Raw genomic sequence first — 19,050 nt, 5'->3', positions numbered from 1 at the left:
CCTGCTGTGGAAAATAACAGATTATTTTTAAGGAAAAGCATAATTAATGATGAGTTAAATGCCATCTCACCTGATTATCATCAGTACCCCTGCCATGGCCAGAAGGAAGATCAGGTTTATCACCGTGAAAACCAGCAGATACTTCTTTGTATCGGCTTTTTCGGTTCCGCAATACTGCTTGAAGGAAATGAGGCTGGCCATGGAGGCTATAAGGGTACCGAGACCTCCGAGATTTGTGCCCACGATGAGCTTAGGGATGTCTTCAGTGAATCCTGAGCAGAGAATCGCGGCAGGAACATTGCTGATAAACTGACTGAGGAGGATGCTGATGCCTACCTCGTTTAGCTTCACGAGTTCCTTCAGGATGTCACTCAGGAAAGGTATCCTCTTGATGTTTCCGATGAAGATAAAGAGGAATACAAAAGTGAACAGCAGGGAATAGTCCGGTTTTTTCAGGATCTCACGATCAAAGAGCAGAACTAAAAGAAGAACTGCCAGAAGTCCCATCTGGTATGGCAGAACACGGACCACCACAAGAAGTGACAGCATAAATGCAAGGATATACATGGCTATCATCATGGTTCTCTGCTTTGAACCTGAAAATTCACTGTCCTCCTGTAAAGCAGCAGGTTCAGGCTTGACCATAAAGAAGGCGAAAATGAGAAGAAGGATGCCGGCTGCGATGCTGTAGGGAAGCATTAGCATGATAAATTCTGTGAGGTTCATGCCCGACAGGGAATAGAGATAGAGGTTCTGGGGGTTCCCAAGGGGTGTCAGCATGCTTCCCAGATTGGCGGCTACGGTTTCAAGGACGATAACATCGATAAAAAGGTCCTCGTGCCCCGAAATGGACAGGGTTATGATAGAAAATGGCACAAAAGTGAGAAGTGCCACATCATTGGTGATGAACATGCTTGAGAAGAAGCAGAGGGCTATGAGGATGATGGAAACTCCCCGGATGGAGCTCATCCGGCCAACAAGCTTCTTTCCTATCTGCAGGAACACATCCTGTTTCTGAAACCCCGCCATGGTCAGCATGAGGGCCAGAAGTATGCTGAGTGTCCTGAAATCAATGTAGCCGATGTAAAGGCTGTCAGGTTTTACGAAGAGGCAGGAAAGGGCTGCCAGTACAAATGAAACAGTGAGTACGATTTCTTTTTTGATAAAGGTTTTTGTGGAATTCATGGGTTCCCTCTTTTTTATAGAATATAGTCTTGCAACAGAATAATCCTTTGTGCCTGTAAGGTCAATGTTTAGGCCCGGGGCTGTTTTTATAAAAAACAAAATATTCATGGGAAACAGGGCACTGATGTGATAGTATGGTAGAACACTAGGAGATCAAAATTACAGCATGAATTAAGGGCGCTGCTCTATGGACAAAAACATGGTCAGTAATAAAGATCCGTAAGGCAGAGTTCAGTTGCCGGTGGGGCCGGCGATATGATGATGTTAGGGCAGAAGCATTGGCCCTGGCATCATTTGTTGAGTCAGGAAACTTGGAGGTTTTTATGTTAGAGTTACAGAACATCTCTTTTCAGGTAGACGCGGAGGGTCAGGATAAAGAGATTATCAGAGATATATCATTAACCATTCCGGATAACAAGCTGGTGGTCATCACAGGACCTAACGGAGGAGGCAAGTCAACACTTGCGAGACTTATCATCGGTATCGAGAAGCCCACTTCGGGAAGGATACTTTTTGACGGAGAGGATATCACGGATCTTTCCATTACTGAGCGTGCAAAGAAGGGCCTTGGTTTTGCTTTCCAGCAGCCTGTAAGATTTAAGGGAATTCAGGTGTTTGACCTCATCAAACTTGCCACAGGGAAGAATATCTCTGCAGCAAATGCATGTAAGTATCTTGCAGAGGTTGGCCTTTGCGCAAGAGACTATATCGACAGAGAAGTAAACAGCAGTCTTTCCGGAGGAGAGCTGAAGAGAATTGAGATCGCTACCGTTCTTGCCAAGGCATCAAAGATGTCGGTTTTTGATGAGCCCGAAGCCGGAATCGACCTTTGGAGCTTCCAGAATCTCATCGAGGTATTCCAGAGAATGAGAGAGAAAATCAATGACAGCTCCATACTGATCATTTCCCATCAGGAGAGAATTCTGAACATTGCAGATGAGATAATCGTTATCAGGGACGGAAAAGTAGTGAAGCGCGGTTCAAAGGATGAGGTGCTTCCTGAACTCATGGGAACTGCTTCTGCAGTACCGGGATGCAATAAGTTAGATATGGCAAGGGAGGCAAAACAGGATGCTTAAGCTTGACGAGATACAGATGAGACTGCTTAAAGAGGTGGCAGATCTTCACAAGGTTCCGGAGGGAGCCTACAATATCCGTTCCAACGGTGAATCCGCAGGACGTGTTTCCACCGAGAACATCGAGATCATCCCGAGAGAAGACGGACAGGGCCTGACTGTCCGCATCAAGCCGGGTACAAAGAATCAGAGTGTACATATCCCTGTTGTTATGACAAAGACCGGACTCAAGGAGATTGTATACAACGACTTCTATATCGGTGAGGATGCTGACGTTACCATCGTGGCAGGCTGCGGTATCGACAACTGCGGTTCACAGGATTCCGAGCATGACGGTATCCACCGTTTCTTCGTAGGAAAGAATGCGAAGATAAAGTATGTGGAGAAGCACTACGGTTCCGGATCCGGAAGCGGAAAGAGAATCCTTAACCCGGGAACTGAGGTTTATCAGGAAGAGGGCAGTACTGTAGAGATGGAGATGGTACAGATCAAGGGTGTTGATGACACCAACCGTACCACCACCGCAGAGCTTGCGGCAGGCGCAAAGCTTGTGGTAAGAGAGCGTCTCATGACTCACGGTGATCAGAAGGCCCTCAGCACCTATGTGGTAAATCTTAACGGCGAAGGCGCAAGCGCGGACGTGGTTTCCAGATCCGTTGCAAGAGATGATTCATATCAGAAGTTTGATGCAAAGCTTGTAGGTAACGCTGCATGTTCAGGTCATACAGAGTGCGATTCCATCATCATGGACAGAGGAAAGATTCTTGCAGTGCCTGCTCTTGAGGCCAATGATCTCGACGCAGCACTTGTGCATGAGGCGGCCATCGGAAAGATCGCGGGAGATCAGATCATCAAGCTTATGACTCTGGGACTCACCGAAGCAGAGGCAGAGGAGCAGATCATAAACGGTTTCCTGAAGTGATGATCTAAAGACATAACCGGCTCCATCTGGCATGGCCCTTGTGAAGGGGCACTATGCCGACTTATGAGCCGGCTTCACGATTTGAATATAAAGATGTAAAATAAAAGAACGCTCATGGACCCGTAAAGTCCATGAGCGTTCTTTTATAAAATGCTTATAATTCCACCGTAAAACAGGTGCCGTCGGATTCGTTTTCAGCGGAGATGGTTCCCTTCATTCGTTCAACTATGGCCTTTGCTATGGAAAGCCCCAGGCCGAAGGAACCCTTATTGTTCTCTCTGTCGCTGGAATAAAATCTGTCGAAGATATAGGGAAGATCAGATTCGGAAATGTACTCTCCGGTATTTTTTACAGTGAAAAGGATACCGTCATCATCCTGAGACAGCCTGATGCGGATTCTTTCATCCTTTGCCGTATGCTTTAAGGCATTGTCGAGAAGTATGGCCACCAGCTGTTTAAACTCGTCTTCGTTACCGATGCCATTTATGTCCTCCTGAACATCATACTTATAATCAATATGCTTCTCGTATGCGATGGATTCGTAGGTCAGTGAAATCTCCTCAACGGCAGCGGACAATGAAAACTCACTGCTTTCAAAGGTGGAAGTTTCTTCCAGCCGCGCCAGAGTCAGCAGTCTTTCTATAAGGCTGTTCATCCTTCGGGTCTCGGACACGATGTTTTTTATATGGATGTTCTCGCCGTTTTCCATTTCGAGAGCCTGCGCATTTATGCTTATGGCACCAAGAGGCGTTTTCAGTTCGTGGCTCGCATCCGTAATGAAGCGTTTTTCTCTCTCCAGCTCCTGCCTTGCAGGTTCTGTGACGAATCTGGAGAGATCGTTGGTGACAAAAGTGAGCAAAGCGATTCCAATAATGAAAATCACCAGACTGCCCAACAGATATATCCTGTTTTCACGATGTTCGGTGTTCAGGATAACTATGAGTCTGTTGCCGTCTGAAAGCTCTTTTTTTATATATACAAAGGACGCTTCGCGCCAGCTCTTGGGAGTATTGTTCAGTATGCGATCTATGAGACGCTGTGTGATATCATCTGTACTTCCGCTTCCGATTTTTCGTATGTCTGTGACAGTATCGTTTCCGTCAATGATAACCCCCACAACAGGATTGAGACCTGTTTCCTCCAGGGCAGTGATACGGTTTTTGTAGTCGCCTCTGAGAAGGATATCGTTATCTGCCACCCACTTGACTATCTGGTATTTATTTACTGCAGTCTCATAGGAAGAGTAGTGGTAAAATGCTACGAACAGAATGCCTATGGTGGCGATCAGCAGGACCATGGTCACAGTTACGAACTTTTTTCTCAGATTTTCAACCATCGGTTCTTTCTCCTTCCAAAGAGTATCCAACGCCCTTGGTGGTTATGATCTGAGTTTCTGCTTCTACAAATTTGAGCTTTTTTCGCAAAAAAGAGATATAAACCTCAAGACTGTTGTAATCCCCCTCGTCGCAGAATCCCCATACCTTTGAAATGAGGCTGTCCTTTGTCTGAATATGTCCGGGATCCGCCATGAGACATTCCAAAAGCTGAAATTCCTTGTTCCCGAGCTTTACCGACTTTTCTTTTCCGCAGAGCTTGTAGCTGCTTTTGTCCAGCTTGATATCGCCAAATGTCAATGCTGAGACAGTGTTCTGACCCTGTTTCCTGGTCCTTGCCCTTATTCTTGCGAGAAGCTCCCCGGCATCAAAAGGCTTGGTCAGATAGTCATCGGCTCCGAAATCAAGCCCCTGAATCTTGTCCTCTGTCTGGGACTTGGCGGTAAGTATGATTATGGGAGTTGTGATGCCCTCCATACGCGCATTTCTAAGGATATCTATACCGTTCAGTTTCGGGAGCATAAGATCCAGAAGTATGAGATCGTAAATGTCTTCCAGAATCGAATCAAGGCCGGACAGTCCGTCGTAAACTGCATCCACCTGATAACCCTCGCCCCGGAGTATGGTGGTTATACCGTCGGATATTTCCTTTTCATCTTCAACTACTAAAATTCTCATTTATATTAAATACACTTTCTTCTCAAAAAACTGTTGGAAATGTACAGTAAAGTTTAACACAATTAATGAGGATCCGCCACACGGCCGGGGACAATAAAAAACCATCACAGGCCGGGACTTTAAGTCCTGGCTGTGATGGTCTGAAACTCTCTATTAATTTATCAGCGACTCCCCGATTACTACCGGTATCTCGCCTTCTTCATTTCTTTTTCTGTTAAGGATCGCTTCGTTCACTGAAACCCTGTGGTCAGTGAGGACTATGATGGTGGAGCCTCCGAATTCGAAATATCCTTTTTCGTCAGTAGTGCGAACATGGTAGGTCTCATCCTTATGAGCATAATTCGAAATCTTCCCTACAAACAGGGCCCCGACCTCCATCTGAATGAGTTTTCCGGCTTGTTCGCTTTCTATGGTGACATATTCTCTGGAATTCTCTATAAACACAGGAAGCTGTTCCAGTGCTATGGGCCTTACGCAGTGAAGCTTTCCGGAAATTCTTTTTTGAGAAGAAACAGTTCCGTTGGAACAGAAGTTGTATCTGTGATAGTGGCTCGGAGTGAGACGGAAAATAAATGCGGTTCCGTTACTGAATTTATCCGCAAGCTCCCTGTCCTTAAGGAGTCTCACCAGGCTGTAGTTGCTGTTCTTTATCAGGAAATTGGATTCACTGTCTATATCGAGTACAGTCAGAAGTCCGTCACAGGGAGCTGTAAGCCCTGAATTCGGCTTCGGACGGTTTTCAGGAAGAAGCTTTCTGGTGAAGAAGTCATTGAAAGAAACGTATCCTCCGGCAGGAACCTCATAGCGACTAAGATCGATGCCGTTCTTTTTCACATAGCCGGGAACCAGTCGTGCAGAGAGACCGGTTGAAAGGAACTTTCCCATCCTCACAGATACAGAAGGTTTGACAAGCTGCTTCAAAATGATGCGTCCCGGAACAGTGTGATATAAAAATTTTAAACCAAGTGAACTGCTCATATGATGGTACGTCCTACGAAAAATACACAAAATGCTTCAATGAGTCCGATGGCTGAAAGAAGAACCTTGCCTGTGGTGTTTGGCTTCTGTATCTCGATAGGAGTCAGGAAACCGATGCTGCAGAAGATAAGTGTTCCGAGGATCAGCTCATAGCCGTTCAGGGCAAAATTGGCACGAAGCACACATGCGATGGGAAGTAAAAGCGCAATGGTGGTAATGGGAACACCCATGAAACATCTCTTTCTCTCCGGATGATTCTGGGATCTGTCCTCTTCAAGAACATTGAAATAAGCAAGTCTGATAAGTCCTGCAAGAGTGTAAAGAGAAGCAATGATACCCACCAGAGGGTTGCAGTTTGAAATCATGTATGTGAAGACGGCAGGCATGATGCCAAAACTTATGAGATCACAGAGAGAATCGATCTGAACACCGAATCTCTTTTCCTGAACACTTCTTTCCTTTGTTGAGGCAACGGTTCCGTCCAGCATATCACAGAGTCCTGCGATGAGGAGGCAGAACAGGGCCTCGAAAAACTTTCCGTCAATTGACATCATGATTCCGTAGAAGGAAAACATCATTCCGGCGTATGTAAGTACGACTGTGTAATCATAGTAACCTAATGGCTTAATCATTTTTTTAAAAACTCCTTATTTGATTTAATGATTTGTTTTATATATCCTACAAGGACTATCAATCCTGATATGGAAGAGCAGATGTAGAAGGAAATGCTTCTGCATAAAGTCTGCAGCATGTAGGCGTAGTCCTTTGTAAAAACCGATTGAAATCCGTCCAGCATGAGATAGTCGGCAACCCCCATTCCTCCTGGAATAGGTACACAGTTGGAACCTACCTGAGCCAGATTCTGAATGATCCATAATCTTGCAAGATTTACACTTTCAAGATTTCCCAGAGCCAGATGCATGAGAGGCGTGATGCTTATCTGTGATATGCGCTGGGCCAGATTGAAAATGAAGGCCAGAAGCAGCACCGAACCTTTGTTATGAAGCATCTGAGAACACAGCTTGAAGTCTGCCATGTGCCTTTCCATCCTGTCGTTCCATCTGGTGACATCCTTTATGATGTGAATCTTATGAAGAAACTTTATGGTGTTTAATCCTATTCGTTTCAGGTAAGAGCTTTTTACCAGCAGTGCGTAGAAAATGACGGTCAGTGTCAGCATAACCAGGCTTCCGAAAAGGATAAAAGCCAGTGATATCTCGTCGAAATTCCCGAGGACATCCGGCATAAAGATGATGCTTACAAGCCCTATGGAAAAAGAGGACAGGGTGTACATCACAAGGTTTGCAAGAAGCGTTACCGTTATGGCCGAAACAGGTATCCTGTTGAAACGCATAAACAGCGCGCTCACCGGCTGCCCTCCGCTGGCGGAAGGGGTTATGGCGGAGAAGAACTGGTCTCCGGCGCTGTACAAAAGCCCCTTTAGTAAATTGGTTTTGTATCCCAGAGAATTCAGCAGGCATTGCAGCGCCAGCCCCTCAAAAAGGATGAAACCGAACATCGAAAGAAAGGCGGATATGAGCCCCGGAATGGAGGCGTGCTCCAGCATCAGCATAAGATGCTCCGGGGTCAGGGCTTTCGATTGGGATGAAACGGTCCTTAAGGTGAGATATGCGATAAGCACAGCTCCCATTGCGAAAAATATATTCTTTTTAACATTCATTTCAGTTTGCGCTCATATTCATAATTTACATTGATTACACGATTGTACAATCTGGCAAGTCCGGTAACCTTTACAAGGAAGTAGCTGGTCTCTGCCAATGCTATGCCCATGAACACATCTGCCACCACGTGCTGTTTTGTGGTAAGGGTAGATATGCATATAAGACCTGCCGCAAGCATGGAAAAGACCTTGTACCATTTCGGCACAAAGCTGCTCTTTCTCACGGCGATAAAACAAAACTGGCTTGTGAGACAGTGAATGGAGGGGAAAAGATTGTCCGCAGCATCCATTCTGTATACAGTGCGGAGCAAACGGGACCAGACGTCGGCACCTGTGATGGTGGGGCGAAAGGTTGTTGTAGGCAGCACGGTAAAGAAAATAAGACAAATCAGCTTTGCCAGTACATCGGCGCACAAAAAATTGTAGGCTTCCTCTTCGTCATCCTGAAGGGCACCCATGAGATAATTGATCATCCAGAATATATAACTTCCCAGATAAATAGCGGTGGTCCAGGGAATGACAGGAATGAGGCTGTCAAAGCGGACCGCCATGTTTATGTGGTGCGAAGAAGTGGTCCAAAGTCTGGAGACATTGTAGGCCACAATATTGATAACAAAGGATATAAGTAACGGATTATATAGTTTCTTTTGTACAAGTAATTGTTTTTTATGTCTTAAAAAATTCATGGTTGTAATTCAAGCAAAAAAAAGCAAAAATGATTCATGACACGTAACTTATTATAATAAATCACTCTTAAACCATCATTGAAAATAAGGGACGCTTTTTTAAGGTTAATTTAAGGTTCAGGCATGTTGTCAAATGCTTACGGTTATATGCTATAGTTATCAGCAGATTTATAGGATTTCATGCTTTGTAGAGATGAGGCTTGGATGAAGGATCTACAGTTAAGCGGATCAAAACAATATACGGTTGGAGAGGCGGCAGCGATGGACATCTACGAAAAGATAAGTACACTTTCTCAAAAAATGGAAGAAGAGTCGGTTCGTATCAGAAGGGACCTTCATAAACATCCTGAAACGGCATTTCTGGAAATGCGTACAACGGTAATTATCGAAAAGCATTTAAAAGAGCTTGGATATGAGGTGCTCACAGGAAAAGCGGTCTGCAAAGAAGGTGAGCGTCTTGGAGTACCGTCCCCGGAGGAGCTTTCCCTTCATGCTTCGGAAGTTCTCGGGCAGGGAATTTCAGAGGAGGATCTTACTGAGGAGATCCGGGAAGGCTATACCGGAGTCATAGGTATCCTCAGATGCGGAGAAGGACCTGTGACAGCCCTTCGTTTTGACATAGATGCTCTCGGAATGAATGAGGCTTCGGATATGGAACACAGACCCTTCAGGGAAGGCTTTTCTTCAGTGAACAGGGGAATGATGCACGGCTGCGGACATGACGGACATGCGGCCATAGGCCTGGGGGTGGCAAAGCTTCTTATGGAGATAAAGGAGGAGCTCAGGGGAACCGTAAAGCTCATATTCCAGCCGGGAGAGGAAGGCGGTCACGGGGCGGTGCCCATTGTCGCGAAGGGGCACCTGGATGATGTGGATTATTTTATAGGAAATCACATTGCCCCCACAAACTCACTTGATGACGGGGATGTGACACCCGGAACCTATGGCTCTCTTGCCAATACAAAGTATGATGTATGGTTCCGGGGAGAAGCGTCCCATGCGGGAGGATATCCCGAAAAGGGCAGGAATGCCCTGGTATCTGCTTCTCATGCGGTTCTTGGACTTTACTCCATACCACGTCACAGCCAGGGTCAGACCCGTGTCAATGTCGGAACCCTTCACGCAGGCACCGGAAGGAATGTGATACCGGACACCGCAAAGCTGGAGATAGAAGTCCGGGGAGAGGATACGGAGATAAATGACTATATGTCAGGCCAGGCAGAGAGCATCTGCAAAGGCGCAGCCATGATGACAGGCTGCAGCTGTGAAATGAAGATGGTAGGCCGTGGCGAGACACAGCACAGTGATGAAGAACTCTGGGGCAGAATAGGAAATATGCTGGCTGAGCATTGTCCCGATCTCAGAGTCAGCAGCATTCCCAATGCCAGAAACTGGGGAAGCGAGGACATCTCAGTCATGATGAACAGGGTACAGAGCCACGGAGGACTTGCCGCTTATATGCGTACCATGACTGATATGGCAAGCCCCCAGCACACCGTGAGATTTGACTTCGATGAAAAGGTGCTGGTCAATGGAATCAGAGTTTTTGCTTCTATAGTATATGATCTGAATGGGAGACAATATGAAAACACTTATATACAACGCCACGATACTGACCATGGATAAATCAGGCACGGTACTGAAGGACGGCTGGCTGCTTACTGAGGGAGACATTATCAAAGAACTGGGGACCTCTGATGGGAGAAAACCTGAGGGAATTGAAGCAGAAGAATATATCGATGGGGGATGCGGCATCATGCTTCCCGGCTTTGTAAACACACACTGCCACGTTTCCATGGTGCCCTTCCGCACCATGGGGGACGACTGCCCCGACAGACTGAGAAAGTTTCTTTTTCCCCTGGAACTAGAGGCTATGAACCGGGAACTGGTATATCTCTCTGCTCTGTACGGAATAGGGGAAATGCTTCTCTCCGGCACCACCACCTTCCTGGACATGTACTATTTCGAAGATGAGGTGGCAAAGGCCTGTCTTGAGAGCGGCATAAGAGGCTATCTGGGAGAGACCCTTATAGGCCAGAAGACCTGCGACAGCCCCGAAAAGGAGTACGGTGGATTTGATTATCAAAAGGAATTTCTCGAGAATTTCAGAAACCATGACCGTATCATTCCTGTCATTGCCCCTCACGGCACTACCACATTAAGTCCGGAGAAGCTTTGCGAGGCACACGACCTGGCGGTGAAATACGACACCATATATACCCTTCATGCCGCTGAGATGGATTATGAGATGAACCACTTCAGAGACATGGGAAAAACCCCCATAGAGTTCCTTGATTCAATAGGAGCCTTGTCCAGGCATACTTTGGCGGCTCACTGCATCCATGCGACGGAATCAGACCTTTCTCTTATGAAAGAGAGAGGGAGCAGCATAGCCCACTGCATCGCCAGCAACACCAAGGCGGGAAAGGGCATCGCCCCCATGAAGGATGCGGATTCCATGGGAGTTCCTTTCGGCCTCGGAACCGACGGGCCTTCTTCGGGAAACACACTGTCTATGTTCGATCAGATGCGCCTCATGCCTTGTGCCCAGAAAACAAGATATCATGACAGAAGCATTTTCTCTGCGGAGCGTGTGGTGAGAGCTGCCACAGCAGGCGGCGCCGTGGCTCTCGGTGCAGAGCATTTCGGAAGTCTCGAGCCCGGAAAGAAGGCGGATCTTCAGATGGTGGAAACAGAGTCTGTGAACATGTTCCCCGCCTATAATCCATATTCCGCCCTGGTTTATTCTGCCAATGCTTCAAACGTTTCCCTCGTCATGGCAGACGGAAAGATTCTTGTGCGGGACGGAAAGCTGACATCACTGGATCTTCCGAAGATAAAGTCGGATCTTCTTCAGGCCATGAAACCCTTTATGGAGGCGGCAGAGGAGTACAGGGATATCATTTGACATAAGCTCCATGAGTCTGCCTCCCGTCTGCGCCTGCAGAAAAGCGAGAGACAGGCTTCATGATATTCAGATAGATTGTTTAAAAGTCGCTAAATGATTGAATATTAATACAATAATTCAGTATTTTAAACATTTACAGCGGAATAAATATTATGCTATAAAAATTAAGGCTGATGCGGTTTAGTGCATAAGTCATCAGCGCATACGGCGCATAAGATGTGCCGAAACCTAAAAATGCGGTCATGGGCCGCCTAAATACGATTCGCCGTTTTCAGGAGGATATCACGTGAACTGGATCAAAAATAAAGCGTGGATCTTTATGATACTGCCGGGGATTTTATTCCTTGCCGTATTCATGCTGATTCCACTTTGTACACTGCTTGTCGCAACCTTCTTTCCCAATGAAGGAGGGTTCTCATTATCAGCTTACGTTGATATAGTTCAGAGCACCTATTTTCAGCAGGTGTTCGTAAGAAGTCTGAAGCTCAGTATCCTGAGCACACTTATCTGTGCGGCTCTTGGTTATCCTGCCGCATATTACATCGCAAAATTCTCAAAGAACAAGGGTATGCTCATGGCATTTGCAGTGTTCCCTATGTTCACCAGCCCTGTCATCCGCTCTTTCAGCTGGATGGTTATCTTAGGTAAGAAGGGCATCGTCAATAAACTTCTTGTTTCTGCAGGTCTTTTTACAAAACCTCAGAGTCTTTTGTATAACGAATTTTCCATTACTGTAGGCTTCGTACAGTTGTTTCTTCCTCTAATGATATTGTCCCTTATAGGCGTGCTTGAGAGCATCCCCGATGATCTGACTCTTGCTGCCCGTAATCTAGGCTGCACAGCCATGGAGACCTTTGTGAAGATCACACTGCCTCTAAGTGTTTCAGGTCTTGTGACAGGAAGCGTGCTGGTATTCACAGGCTGCATCACAGCATATACAACACCTCAGCTTCTCGGCGGAACAGATACAAGAGTGCTTTCCACCATGATCTATCAGTATGCCATGAGTCTTGGAGACTGGATTCAGGCTTCCGTAGTTGCGGTCATCATGATCATCGTCACCATGCTGATCTCATCGGTTTTCAATGCTGTAAGTAAAAAGATCAATCCGCTCACATAAGGAGAAATAACATGTCATTACTTGAACTTAGAGATATTACCGCGGGATATGATAAGAACATTATCCTGAAGAACCTGAATCTTAACGTGGAGAAGGGAGAGCTTGTGAGCCTTCTTGGACCCAGCGGATGCGGAAAGACAACAACCCTTAGACTTATAGCGGGTTTTTCGGAGCCTGTTTCGGGAAACTTCTTCTTTAATGAAAAGGACTATACAAAGATACCTCTCCACAAGAGAAATTTCGGTTTTGTATTCCAGAGCTACGCCCTGTTCCCTCACATGAACATCTATGACAATGTTGCCTTCGGACTTCGTCAGAGAAAGGTACCTGAGTCGGAGATAAAGACAAAGGTTATGGAGATGCTCCATACAGTAGACCTTGATGGTTTCGAGAAGAGACTTCCCAAGGAGATGTCAGGCGGACAGAGACAGAGAGTCGCCCTTGCCAGAGCCATGGTCATAAATCCGGACCTCATGCTTTTTGATGAGCCTCTTTCAAACCTGGATGCAAAGCTTCGTGTCCAGATGAGAGTAGAGATACGTAAGCTTCAGCAGAAGCTGGGCTTCACGGCTATCTACGTAACACATGATCAGGAAGAGTGTTTCGCCATCAGTGACAAGGTAGCCATCATGAATCACGGTGTCATCGAGCAGATGGATAAGCCTGCAGAGATATACAATCATCCGAAAACAGAATTCATCGCGAAGTTCGTTGGATTTGAAAATTTCATGGATCTTACAAGAACCGGATCCGGAAAGTTCAAAACTTCCGCGGGCACTGAAATCACAGTTACAGAGGATATCCCGGGAGACAGCCTGAGAGCCTGCATCCGTCCTGAAGATATAGTTATAGAGAGAGGCACAGCTGCTCCTGTCAATGCCATCAGCGGACAGGTCAGTGTCCAGACCTTCCTCGGTAAGAGAACACAGTACAATGTTTCAACAAATATAGGCGAGCTTATAGTGAGCACAGCTCAGGAAAATGTATTTTCTGTCGGAGATAACATTACCCTTTCTCTGACACCAAATAAAATCGTACTTATTCCGTAACCTGAGAATCGGCTGATGCTGAAATCCTTTGACATGTGACGTGCTTCGGCACTGTCGGAGATTTGCCGGAGGATTCGGTGCCGCTGGAGCAGGTTTTGGAAAGAGTACAAAGGTCCATTTATCACCATCTGATTTAGGAGGAAATTATGAAGAGAGTATTATCACTTGGACTTGTAGCTGCAATGAGCCTTGGTCTCGCTGCGTGCGGATCATCACAGACTGCTGCAACAACAGCTGCAGCTAAGGAAGAGACAACAGCTGCAGCAGCAGAGGGAACAACAGCCGCAGCAGAGGAGACAACAGCTGCTGCCCCAGAGGGAGAGAAGCCTTTCGCAGGACAGAAGCTTACAGTCAGCACCTTCTCATTCAACGCTGAGCTTCTTCAGAAGAACGTTTACGATCCTTTCATGGAGAAGACAGGCGCAGAGCTCGTTATCGAGACAGGTAAGAATGCAGAGCGTGTAACCAAGATTGAAGAGTCTCCTGAGAACTATGATGTAGTTATCATCGGTGATTCATTTGCAGCTCAGCTTGCTAAGGACGGCATGCTTGAGTCTGTTGACAGATCAGCTCTTACAAACCTTGATTCTATCTATGATTCAGCAAAGGCTCCTATGGGTGAAGAGTTCGGACCTGCATATACATTCAACCGTCTCGGAATCGTTTATGATCCGGAGACATGCACAACTGAGATCAAGAGCTTTGCGGATCTTTGGAATCCTGAGCTTGAGGGCTCAATCGCCATCCCTGATATCACAACAACTTCAGGTCCGCTTTTCTATTACGGAACAGCAGCAGCTTTCGGTCTTGAGCCTGGCAAGGATGATGACGCTATTTTTGCAAAGCTCGCAGAGCTTAAGCCAAACGTTGTAAAGACATACACATCAGCTAACGATACCATCACTATGCTTAACCAGGGCGAGGCTTCAGTTGCACTTCTTCTTGACTACAGCTACACATCAGCCAAGCAGGCTAATGATGCTTACGTGTGGGTAGATCCTGCAGAGGGCAGCTTCTCAGGCTTCAATATGCTGAACATCGTTAAGGGCTGTGAGAACAAGGAGCTTGCACAGGCTTTCATCGACTTCTATCTTTCAAAGGAAGTTCAGGAGGCAGAGGCTCTCGACGGAGTTGACTCTCCCGTAAACACAGCTGTAGAGCTCACAGCTGAGCAGGCACAGAACTTCACATACGGCGCTGAGATGGTAAACGGCCTTATCGTTCCGGACTGGGATCTCATTACAGAGAAGAAGGCTGAGTGGATCGAGAAGTGGAACAACCTGTTCTCAGTTCAGTAATATGTATGATGTAAGGATCAAAATATAAAATCCTGTGATTGATTTACGATTTAATACTTTTGATCTGCATCTTTTGTGAGTGGCATGGGTATCAGCCACTCACTTATCGTTACAAAGCACATTTCACCTGTATGGATATTTCCATCACAGGACTTGGCTTATCAGTATTTCTCTGATGAGCGATGGGTTATTTTAGAAAGGTCTCTTATGAAAAAGAGTAAAAGTCTTCTCCTGCTTACTATACTGGTATATTTCTTCCTGATAGGCCCCCTTCTTATCATTATGGCGGCCTCCTTCAGCGACACAAATTATCTGACATTTCCGGGGAAGGGCTTTACCCTCAAGTGGTATGCACAGGTACTGACTATGAGCTCCTTCATAGATTCAGCCAGAACCTCCATCATAGTCGCGATTGTTTCGACTCTGTTGGCCCTGGCCATGGGACTCCCTGCGGCATACGCCCTTAACCGTTACCGTTTCCACGGTAAAGAAGCAATCAAGACGGTATTTCTGTCACCGGTACTTATTCCGGTTATAGTTCTCGGATTTATCATGCTGAGATATGTTGTCAATGCTTTCAAAATGCCTGTTATGCCTAGCCTTCTCATCGGACATACGCTTTTAGGCATACCTTATGTGATGCGTGTGGTTACTGCAGCTCTTTCGAACTTCGATTTTTCCATAGAAGAAGCTGCCGGAAGCCTCGGAGCCACCAAGGTGTACTGCTTTTTCAACATTATCCTTCCGAATATAAAATCGGCCATTGCCTCAGCGGGCATCATGGCCATGATAAATTCCTTTAACAATGTTTCTCTTTCGGCTTTTCTCACCGGACCCGGAGTAAACGTCCTGCCTATCGAGATGATGGCATACGTAGAGTATCATTTTGATCCTACCATTGCGGCACTTGCTACTTTGCTTATGGTGGCAACCCTGGCAGTCATGCTGATCATCGAGAAGACCCTGGGACTGAAGAGCGTGGTGTGAGCTGATGCTTCGGTGACCGATACAGGTACAGTAACTGTATTTATCCATTCGTACAGTTTATATGAGAACTTTTTAATAAGAATATCGGAATTGCCCTCTGCTTCGGCGGCGGGCATTTTTAATTTAAAAAAATTAAATAGTTAAAAAACAGGAGGTAAAAACAAAGGTAAAATGTAAGGGATTTTATAGCCTTTAATTCAAGCCTTTGAATATTAAAAAGATTGAAACCGGGGTGACGCCCGAAGAACAATGTATTCACGAAAACGTTTAACATATTAAGAATACGTGACATATGATTAAATTTATAGCATATGTAGTCGGCATTTAAGAACTCTATTTATTTTTTTAATTGCCTTTGTATAAATTACCCCCTTTAGGTATAATATGAATGTTTGCTGGTTCGTGAGACTTATGCAATATTGATGCGGCTTTTCGGCTTTTAGCCGAATGAAAAGCAACCAAACAGACGTACGTTGGGGGTACGTTTGACAGGAAGTGAGTAGGAGATTTTGAGTAATGAAAGCTAAGCTTGATGCCGGACTGTCCCGTAATTTTATATTGGATGGACTTACATCTATGATGAGCGGATTTTTTATATACAGGGCGGATTTCTCTGCGGAACTGCTTTATGTAAACGAATCGGTTCTTTATATATACGATTGTGCTGATGAAGACGAGTTCCGGGAACTTACCAGGGGCACCTTTGCCGGGATGATATTTCCGGCAGATCTGAGCATTACCGAAGAAAATATAACTGCCCGGATTTCTGAAAACGGCGGATATGATAAGGTAAGCTTTCGTATAAGAAGTAAAAAGGATCAGATTAAATATGTAGAGATACAGGGCAGACTTTATACTTCCCCGGAAGAAGGGGAACTTATTTCTGTTACCATGTCTGTCCTGAAGGAAGCGGAAAAGAGGACCTTCAAGGATGAGCATACATGTATTCTGGATAACTCCAGCAGAGAATATATTCTGAACAACATAGATAAGGCGGTCAAAGAGGAGTATATAAAGATTTACTATCAGCCAAAGTTCGTTACGGCAACAGGCAGGCTGCACGGATTCGAGGCATTGTCCAGATGGGTGGATCCCAAATACGGCATGCTTCTTCCGGGAGAATATGTTCCTGTGCTGGAAGAGTATAAGCTGACGCATATACTGGACAGATTCGTCATGAGGCAGGCAGCCAGGGATGTTGAAAAGCAAAGAAAAACCCTGGGGAAACATATCCCGGTTTCCTTCAATCTTTCACATGATGATTTTTTGTCCTTCGACCCCTGCAATGAGCTTATAGACATAGCTGCGGAATTTGATATTCCGAGAGAGTGCCTGCAGGTTGAAATAAGCGAAAAGACCCTCAGCACAGATCCGAATCTCTTTAAGAGGGAGATAAGAAGGCTGAGAGACAGCGGGTTTAAAGTTTTCATAGATGACTTCGGAAATGAACATTCTTCTCTCAATACCATACGTGAGTACGAATTTGACGGTATCCTTATAGACCTGGGGTACATGAAGGAATTTGATGAGAAATCAAAGAATATCCTTAAACCTGTTATAAATATGAGTAAGGGGCTCGGCATACACACTTACGCAAAGGGTGTGGAGACTGAGGAACAGCTGGAGTATCTGAAAGGTGTAGGCTGTGAGATAGTGCAGGGCTACTATTACTCCTATGGAAGACCCTCAGAGCGTATACCTGCTGAATTTCCCATGAACATAGATGCCGCCTGCAAGAAGGAAGATGAAGACATAGTCGGAATAAAAAAGGACCCGGGCATCTCTTTCGTTTCCAGACGGGATTTAAATGAAGGACAGAAGATCTTCAGCGCTATTTCTTCTGTATATAACAGCATATACATGCTGGATCTTGAAAAAGACAGCTATAAGGAGCTCAAGGCAAATTACAGCATGCACAGGTTCCTTGGAGATAAAGGACAGATTAGCGACGTTATGCCCGCAGTTATGCGTATATTCGCGAGTACTGAATATATGGAGGCCATTCTTTCCTTTACAAATCCGGATACATTGGCGGAGCGTCTTTCGGAAAAGGATTATATAGAAGCGGATTTTATCGGAGCCATCAACGGATGGACCACAGCTTCCTTCTTCGTTCTGGACAGAGATGAAAGCGGAAAAGCCGTGAAGGTGCTTTATACCACCAGAATAATCGAAGACAGTAAAAAGACTGAGATGGACTACAAGGATGTACTTGTTGATATGTCCAAGATATATTTTACTCTTATCCATATCGTATTCAGTACCAGGGAGTTCATTCCTCTTGTTGTACCCGACTACATAAAGGACAGACTCGGTATGAATCAGCAGCCCTACGAGCTTGCGAAGGACATGCTCATCGAAAACTATGTTTCCGATGAGTATAAGGACAGGGTCAATGCTTTTATGGATATCTCCACTATGCAGGAAAGACTGTCTGAAAAGTCCATAATCGCTACCGAGTATTACGGAAAGAGCCATAAGTGGTTCAGAATTCTGATCACAGCTTCAAAGGCGGACGAGAACGGAAATGTCACCAGGGCTTCACTTGCCATGGAGGATATAGACCAGGAAAAGAATGAACAGGCGGATCTCGAGTTCAAGATTGAACATGATGCGCTTACAGGCGTACTTAATCGAACAGCTTACAACAAGTACACCGAGCTTCTCAAGAAGTCGGATATGGCTATTGCCTACATTCTTTTGGATGTAGATAAGTTTAAACAGATCAATGACACCTACGGACATGGAATAGGGGATTCGGTTCTTAAGAGACTTGCCTGCTTCATGAGGAATGAGTTCCGCCTGTCGGACCACATCATACGTATGGGAGGTGACGAGTTCTGCGTTATCATGACAGGAATAGAGGATAAAGATGCACAGATGCTCATAGATAAGATATACGCCATAAACAGTGCTCTGAAGAATCCCCGGGGAAGCAACATACCTAAGGTTTCCATAAGTGCGGGAATTGCTTTTTCTTCACAGGGATTCACCAGCGATCTTTATGAGAAAGCTGATATGGCGCTGTACCATACCAAAAAAACAACGAGGGACGGATATACTATCTATGACGATAAGCTGAACGAGACAGACTACTGTGCTGTTAAATCGTGATTACGGAAATCATTTTGATGGAATAAACAAAAAA

At 45.6% G+C, this 19,050-nt stretch carries 16 protein-coding genes; 9 read left to right on the top strand and 7 right to left on the bottom strand.

The genetic code is table 11. The annotated features are described in order from the left end of the window. Positions 1 to 66: 66 nt before the first annotated feature. The gene (locus T515_RS08360; RefSeq protein WP_036609726.1) at positions 67 to 1,185 is read right to left on the bottom strand and encodes an SLC13 family permease; all 1,119 of its coding nucleotides are present in this window, start codon (positions 1,183 to 1,185) and stop codon (positions 67 to 69) included. A gap of 323 nt (positions 1,186 to 1,508) precedes the next feature. Between T515_RS08360 and T515_RS08355 the strand changes: the two genes are divergently transcribed. Then, positions 1,509 to 2,264, top strand: coding sequence for an ABC transporter ATP-binding protein (locus T515_RS08355; protein WP_036609723.1), 756 nt, complete (start codon positions 1,509 to 1,511; stop codon positions 2,262 to 2,264). Next, on the top strand, positions 2,257 to 3,183 hold the full coding sequence (locus T515_RS08350; protein WP_036609721.1) for a SufB/SufD family protein: 927 nt from the start codon (positions 2,257 to 2,259) through the stop codon (positions 3,181 to 3,183). The genes T515_RS08355 and T515_RS08350 overlap by 8 nt, the downstream gene beginning before the upstream one ends. A gap of 154 nt (positions 3,184 to 3,337) precedes the next feature. Here T515_RS08350 and T515_RS08345 read toward each other — a convergent pair whose 3' ends face one another. The 6 genes from T515_RS08345 to T515_RS08320 all read right to left on the bottom strand — a co-directional run bounded on the left by T515_RS08345 (position 3,338) and on the right by T515_RS08320 (position 8,540). Continuing rightward, positions 3,338 to 4,519, bottom strand: coding sequence for a sensor histidine kinase (locus tag T515_RS08345; RefSeq protein WP_036609719.1), 1,182 nt, complete (start codon positions 4,517 to 4,519; stop codon positions 3,338 to 3,340). Continuing rightward, positions 4,512 to 5,195, bottom strand: a complete 684-nt coding sequence (locus T515_RS08340) for a response regulator transcription factor (RefSeq protein ID WP_036609716.1) — start codon at positions 5,193 to 5,195, stop codon at positions 4,512 to 4,514. The genes T515_RS08345 and T515_RS08340 overlap by 8 nt, the downstream gene beginning before the upstream one ends. A 153-nt stretch (positions 5,196 to 5,348) precedes the next feature. Next, positions 5,349 to 6,173, bottom strand: coding sequence for a phosphatidylserine decarboxylase (locus tag T515_RS08335; protein WP_036609714.1), 825 nt, complete (start codon positions 6,171 to 6,173; stop codon positions 5,349 to 5,351). Continuing rightward, positions 6,170 to 6,805, bottom strand: a complete 636-nt coding sequence (locus T515_RS08330) for a CDP-alcohol phosphatidyltransferase family protein (protein ID WP_036609712.1) — start codon at positions 6,803 to 6,805, stop codon at positions 6,170 to 6,172. The genes T515_RS08335 and T515_RS08330 overlap by 4 nt, the downstream gene beginning before the upstream one ends. Then, positions 6,802 to 7,854, bottom strand: coding sequence for a lysylphosphatidylglycerol synthase transmembrane domain-containing protein (locus T515_RS08325; protein ID WP_036609710.1), 1,053 nt, complete (start codon positions 7,852 to 7,854; stop codon positions 6,802 to 6,804). Before T515_RS08325 ends, T515_RS08330 begins: the two co-directional genes overlap by 4 nt. Further along, a complete protein-coding gene (locus T515_RS08320) occupies positions 7,851 to 8,540 on the bottom strand; it encodes a phosphatase PAP2 family protein (protein ID WP_036609708.1) in 690 nt (229 codons plus the stop codon). Before T515_RS08320 ends, T515_RS08325 begins: the two co-directional genes overlap by 4 nt. Before the next feature lie 204 nt (positions 8,541 to 8,744). Between T515_RS08320 and T515_RS08315 the strand changes: the two genes are divergently transcribed. From T515_RS08315 to T515_RS16585, 7 genes are all read left to right on the top strand, one after another. Next, entirely contained in the window at positions 8,745 to 10,166 is a 1,422-nt protein-coding gene (locus tag T515_RS08315; protein ID WP_242839355.1) for an amidohydrolase, read from the top strand. Next, positions 10,123 to 11,448, top strand: a complete 1,326-nt coding sequence (locus T515_RS08310) for an amidohydrolase (protein WP_036609706.1) — start codon at positions 10,123 to 10,125, stop codon at positions 11,446 to 11,448. The genes T515_RS08315 and T515_RS08310 overlap by 44 nt, the downstream gene beginning before the upstream one ends. Before the next feature lie 286 nt (positions 11,449 to 11,734). Beyond that, positions 11,735 to 12,568 carry an ABC transporter permease gene (locus T515_RS08305; protein WP_242839354.1) on the top strand — a complete coding sequence of 278 codons (834 nt, stop codon included), beginning with the start codon at positions 11,735 to 11,737 and terminating at the stop codon, positions 12,566 to 12,568. Positions 12,569 to 12,579: 11 nt separating this feature from the next. Next, on the top strand, positions 12,580 to 13,617 hold the full coding sequence (locus T515_RS08300) for an ABC transporter ATP-binding protein (RefSeq protein ID WP_036609704.1): 1,038 nt from the start codon (positions 12,580 to 12,582) through the stop codon (positions 13,615 to 13,617). Between the two features lie 146 nt (positions 13,618 to 13,763). Then, on the top strand, positions 13,764 to 14,915 hold the full coding sequence (locus tag T515_RS08295; protein WP_036609702.1) for an ABC transporter substrate-binding protein: 1,152 nt from the start codon (positions 13,764 to 13,766) through the stop codon (positions 14,913 to 14,915). Positions 14,916 to 15,122: 207 nt separating this feature from the next. Continuing rightward, a complete protein-coding gene (locus T515_RS08290; protein ID WP_036609804.1) occupies positions 15,123 to 15,902 on the top strand; it encodes an ABC transporter permease in 780 nt (259 codons plus the stop codon). A 516-nt stretch (positions 15,903 to 16,418) separates the two neighbouring features. Continuing rightward, a complete protein-coding gene (locus T515_RS16585) occupies positions 16,419 to 19,016 on the top strand; it encodes a bifunctional diguanylate cyclase/phosphodiesterase (RefSeq protein WP_051671570.1) in 2,598 nt (865 codons plus the stop codon). The last annotated feature ends 34 nt before the right edge of the window (positions 19,017 to 19,050 follow it).

It is taken from the genome of Oribacterium sp. P6A1 (assembly GCF_000702885.1).
In the GTDB taxonomy this organism is placed as follows: Bacteria; Bacillota; Clostridia; order Lachnospirales; family Lachnospiraceae; genus Oribacterium.
Note: the sequence above shows the minus strand (reverse complement) of the source record. Positions and strands in the feature narration are given on the sequence as shown.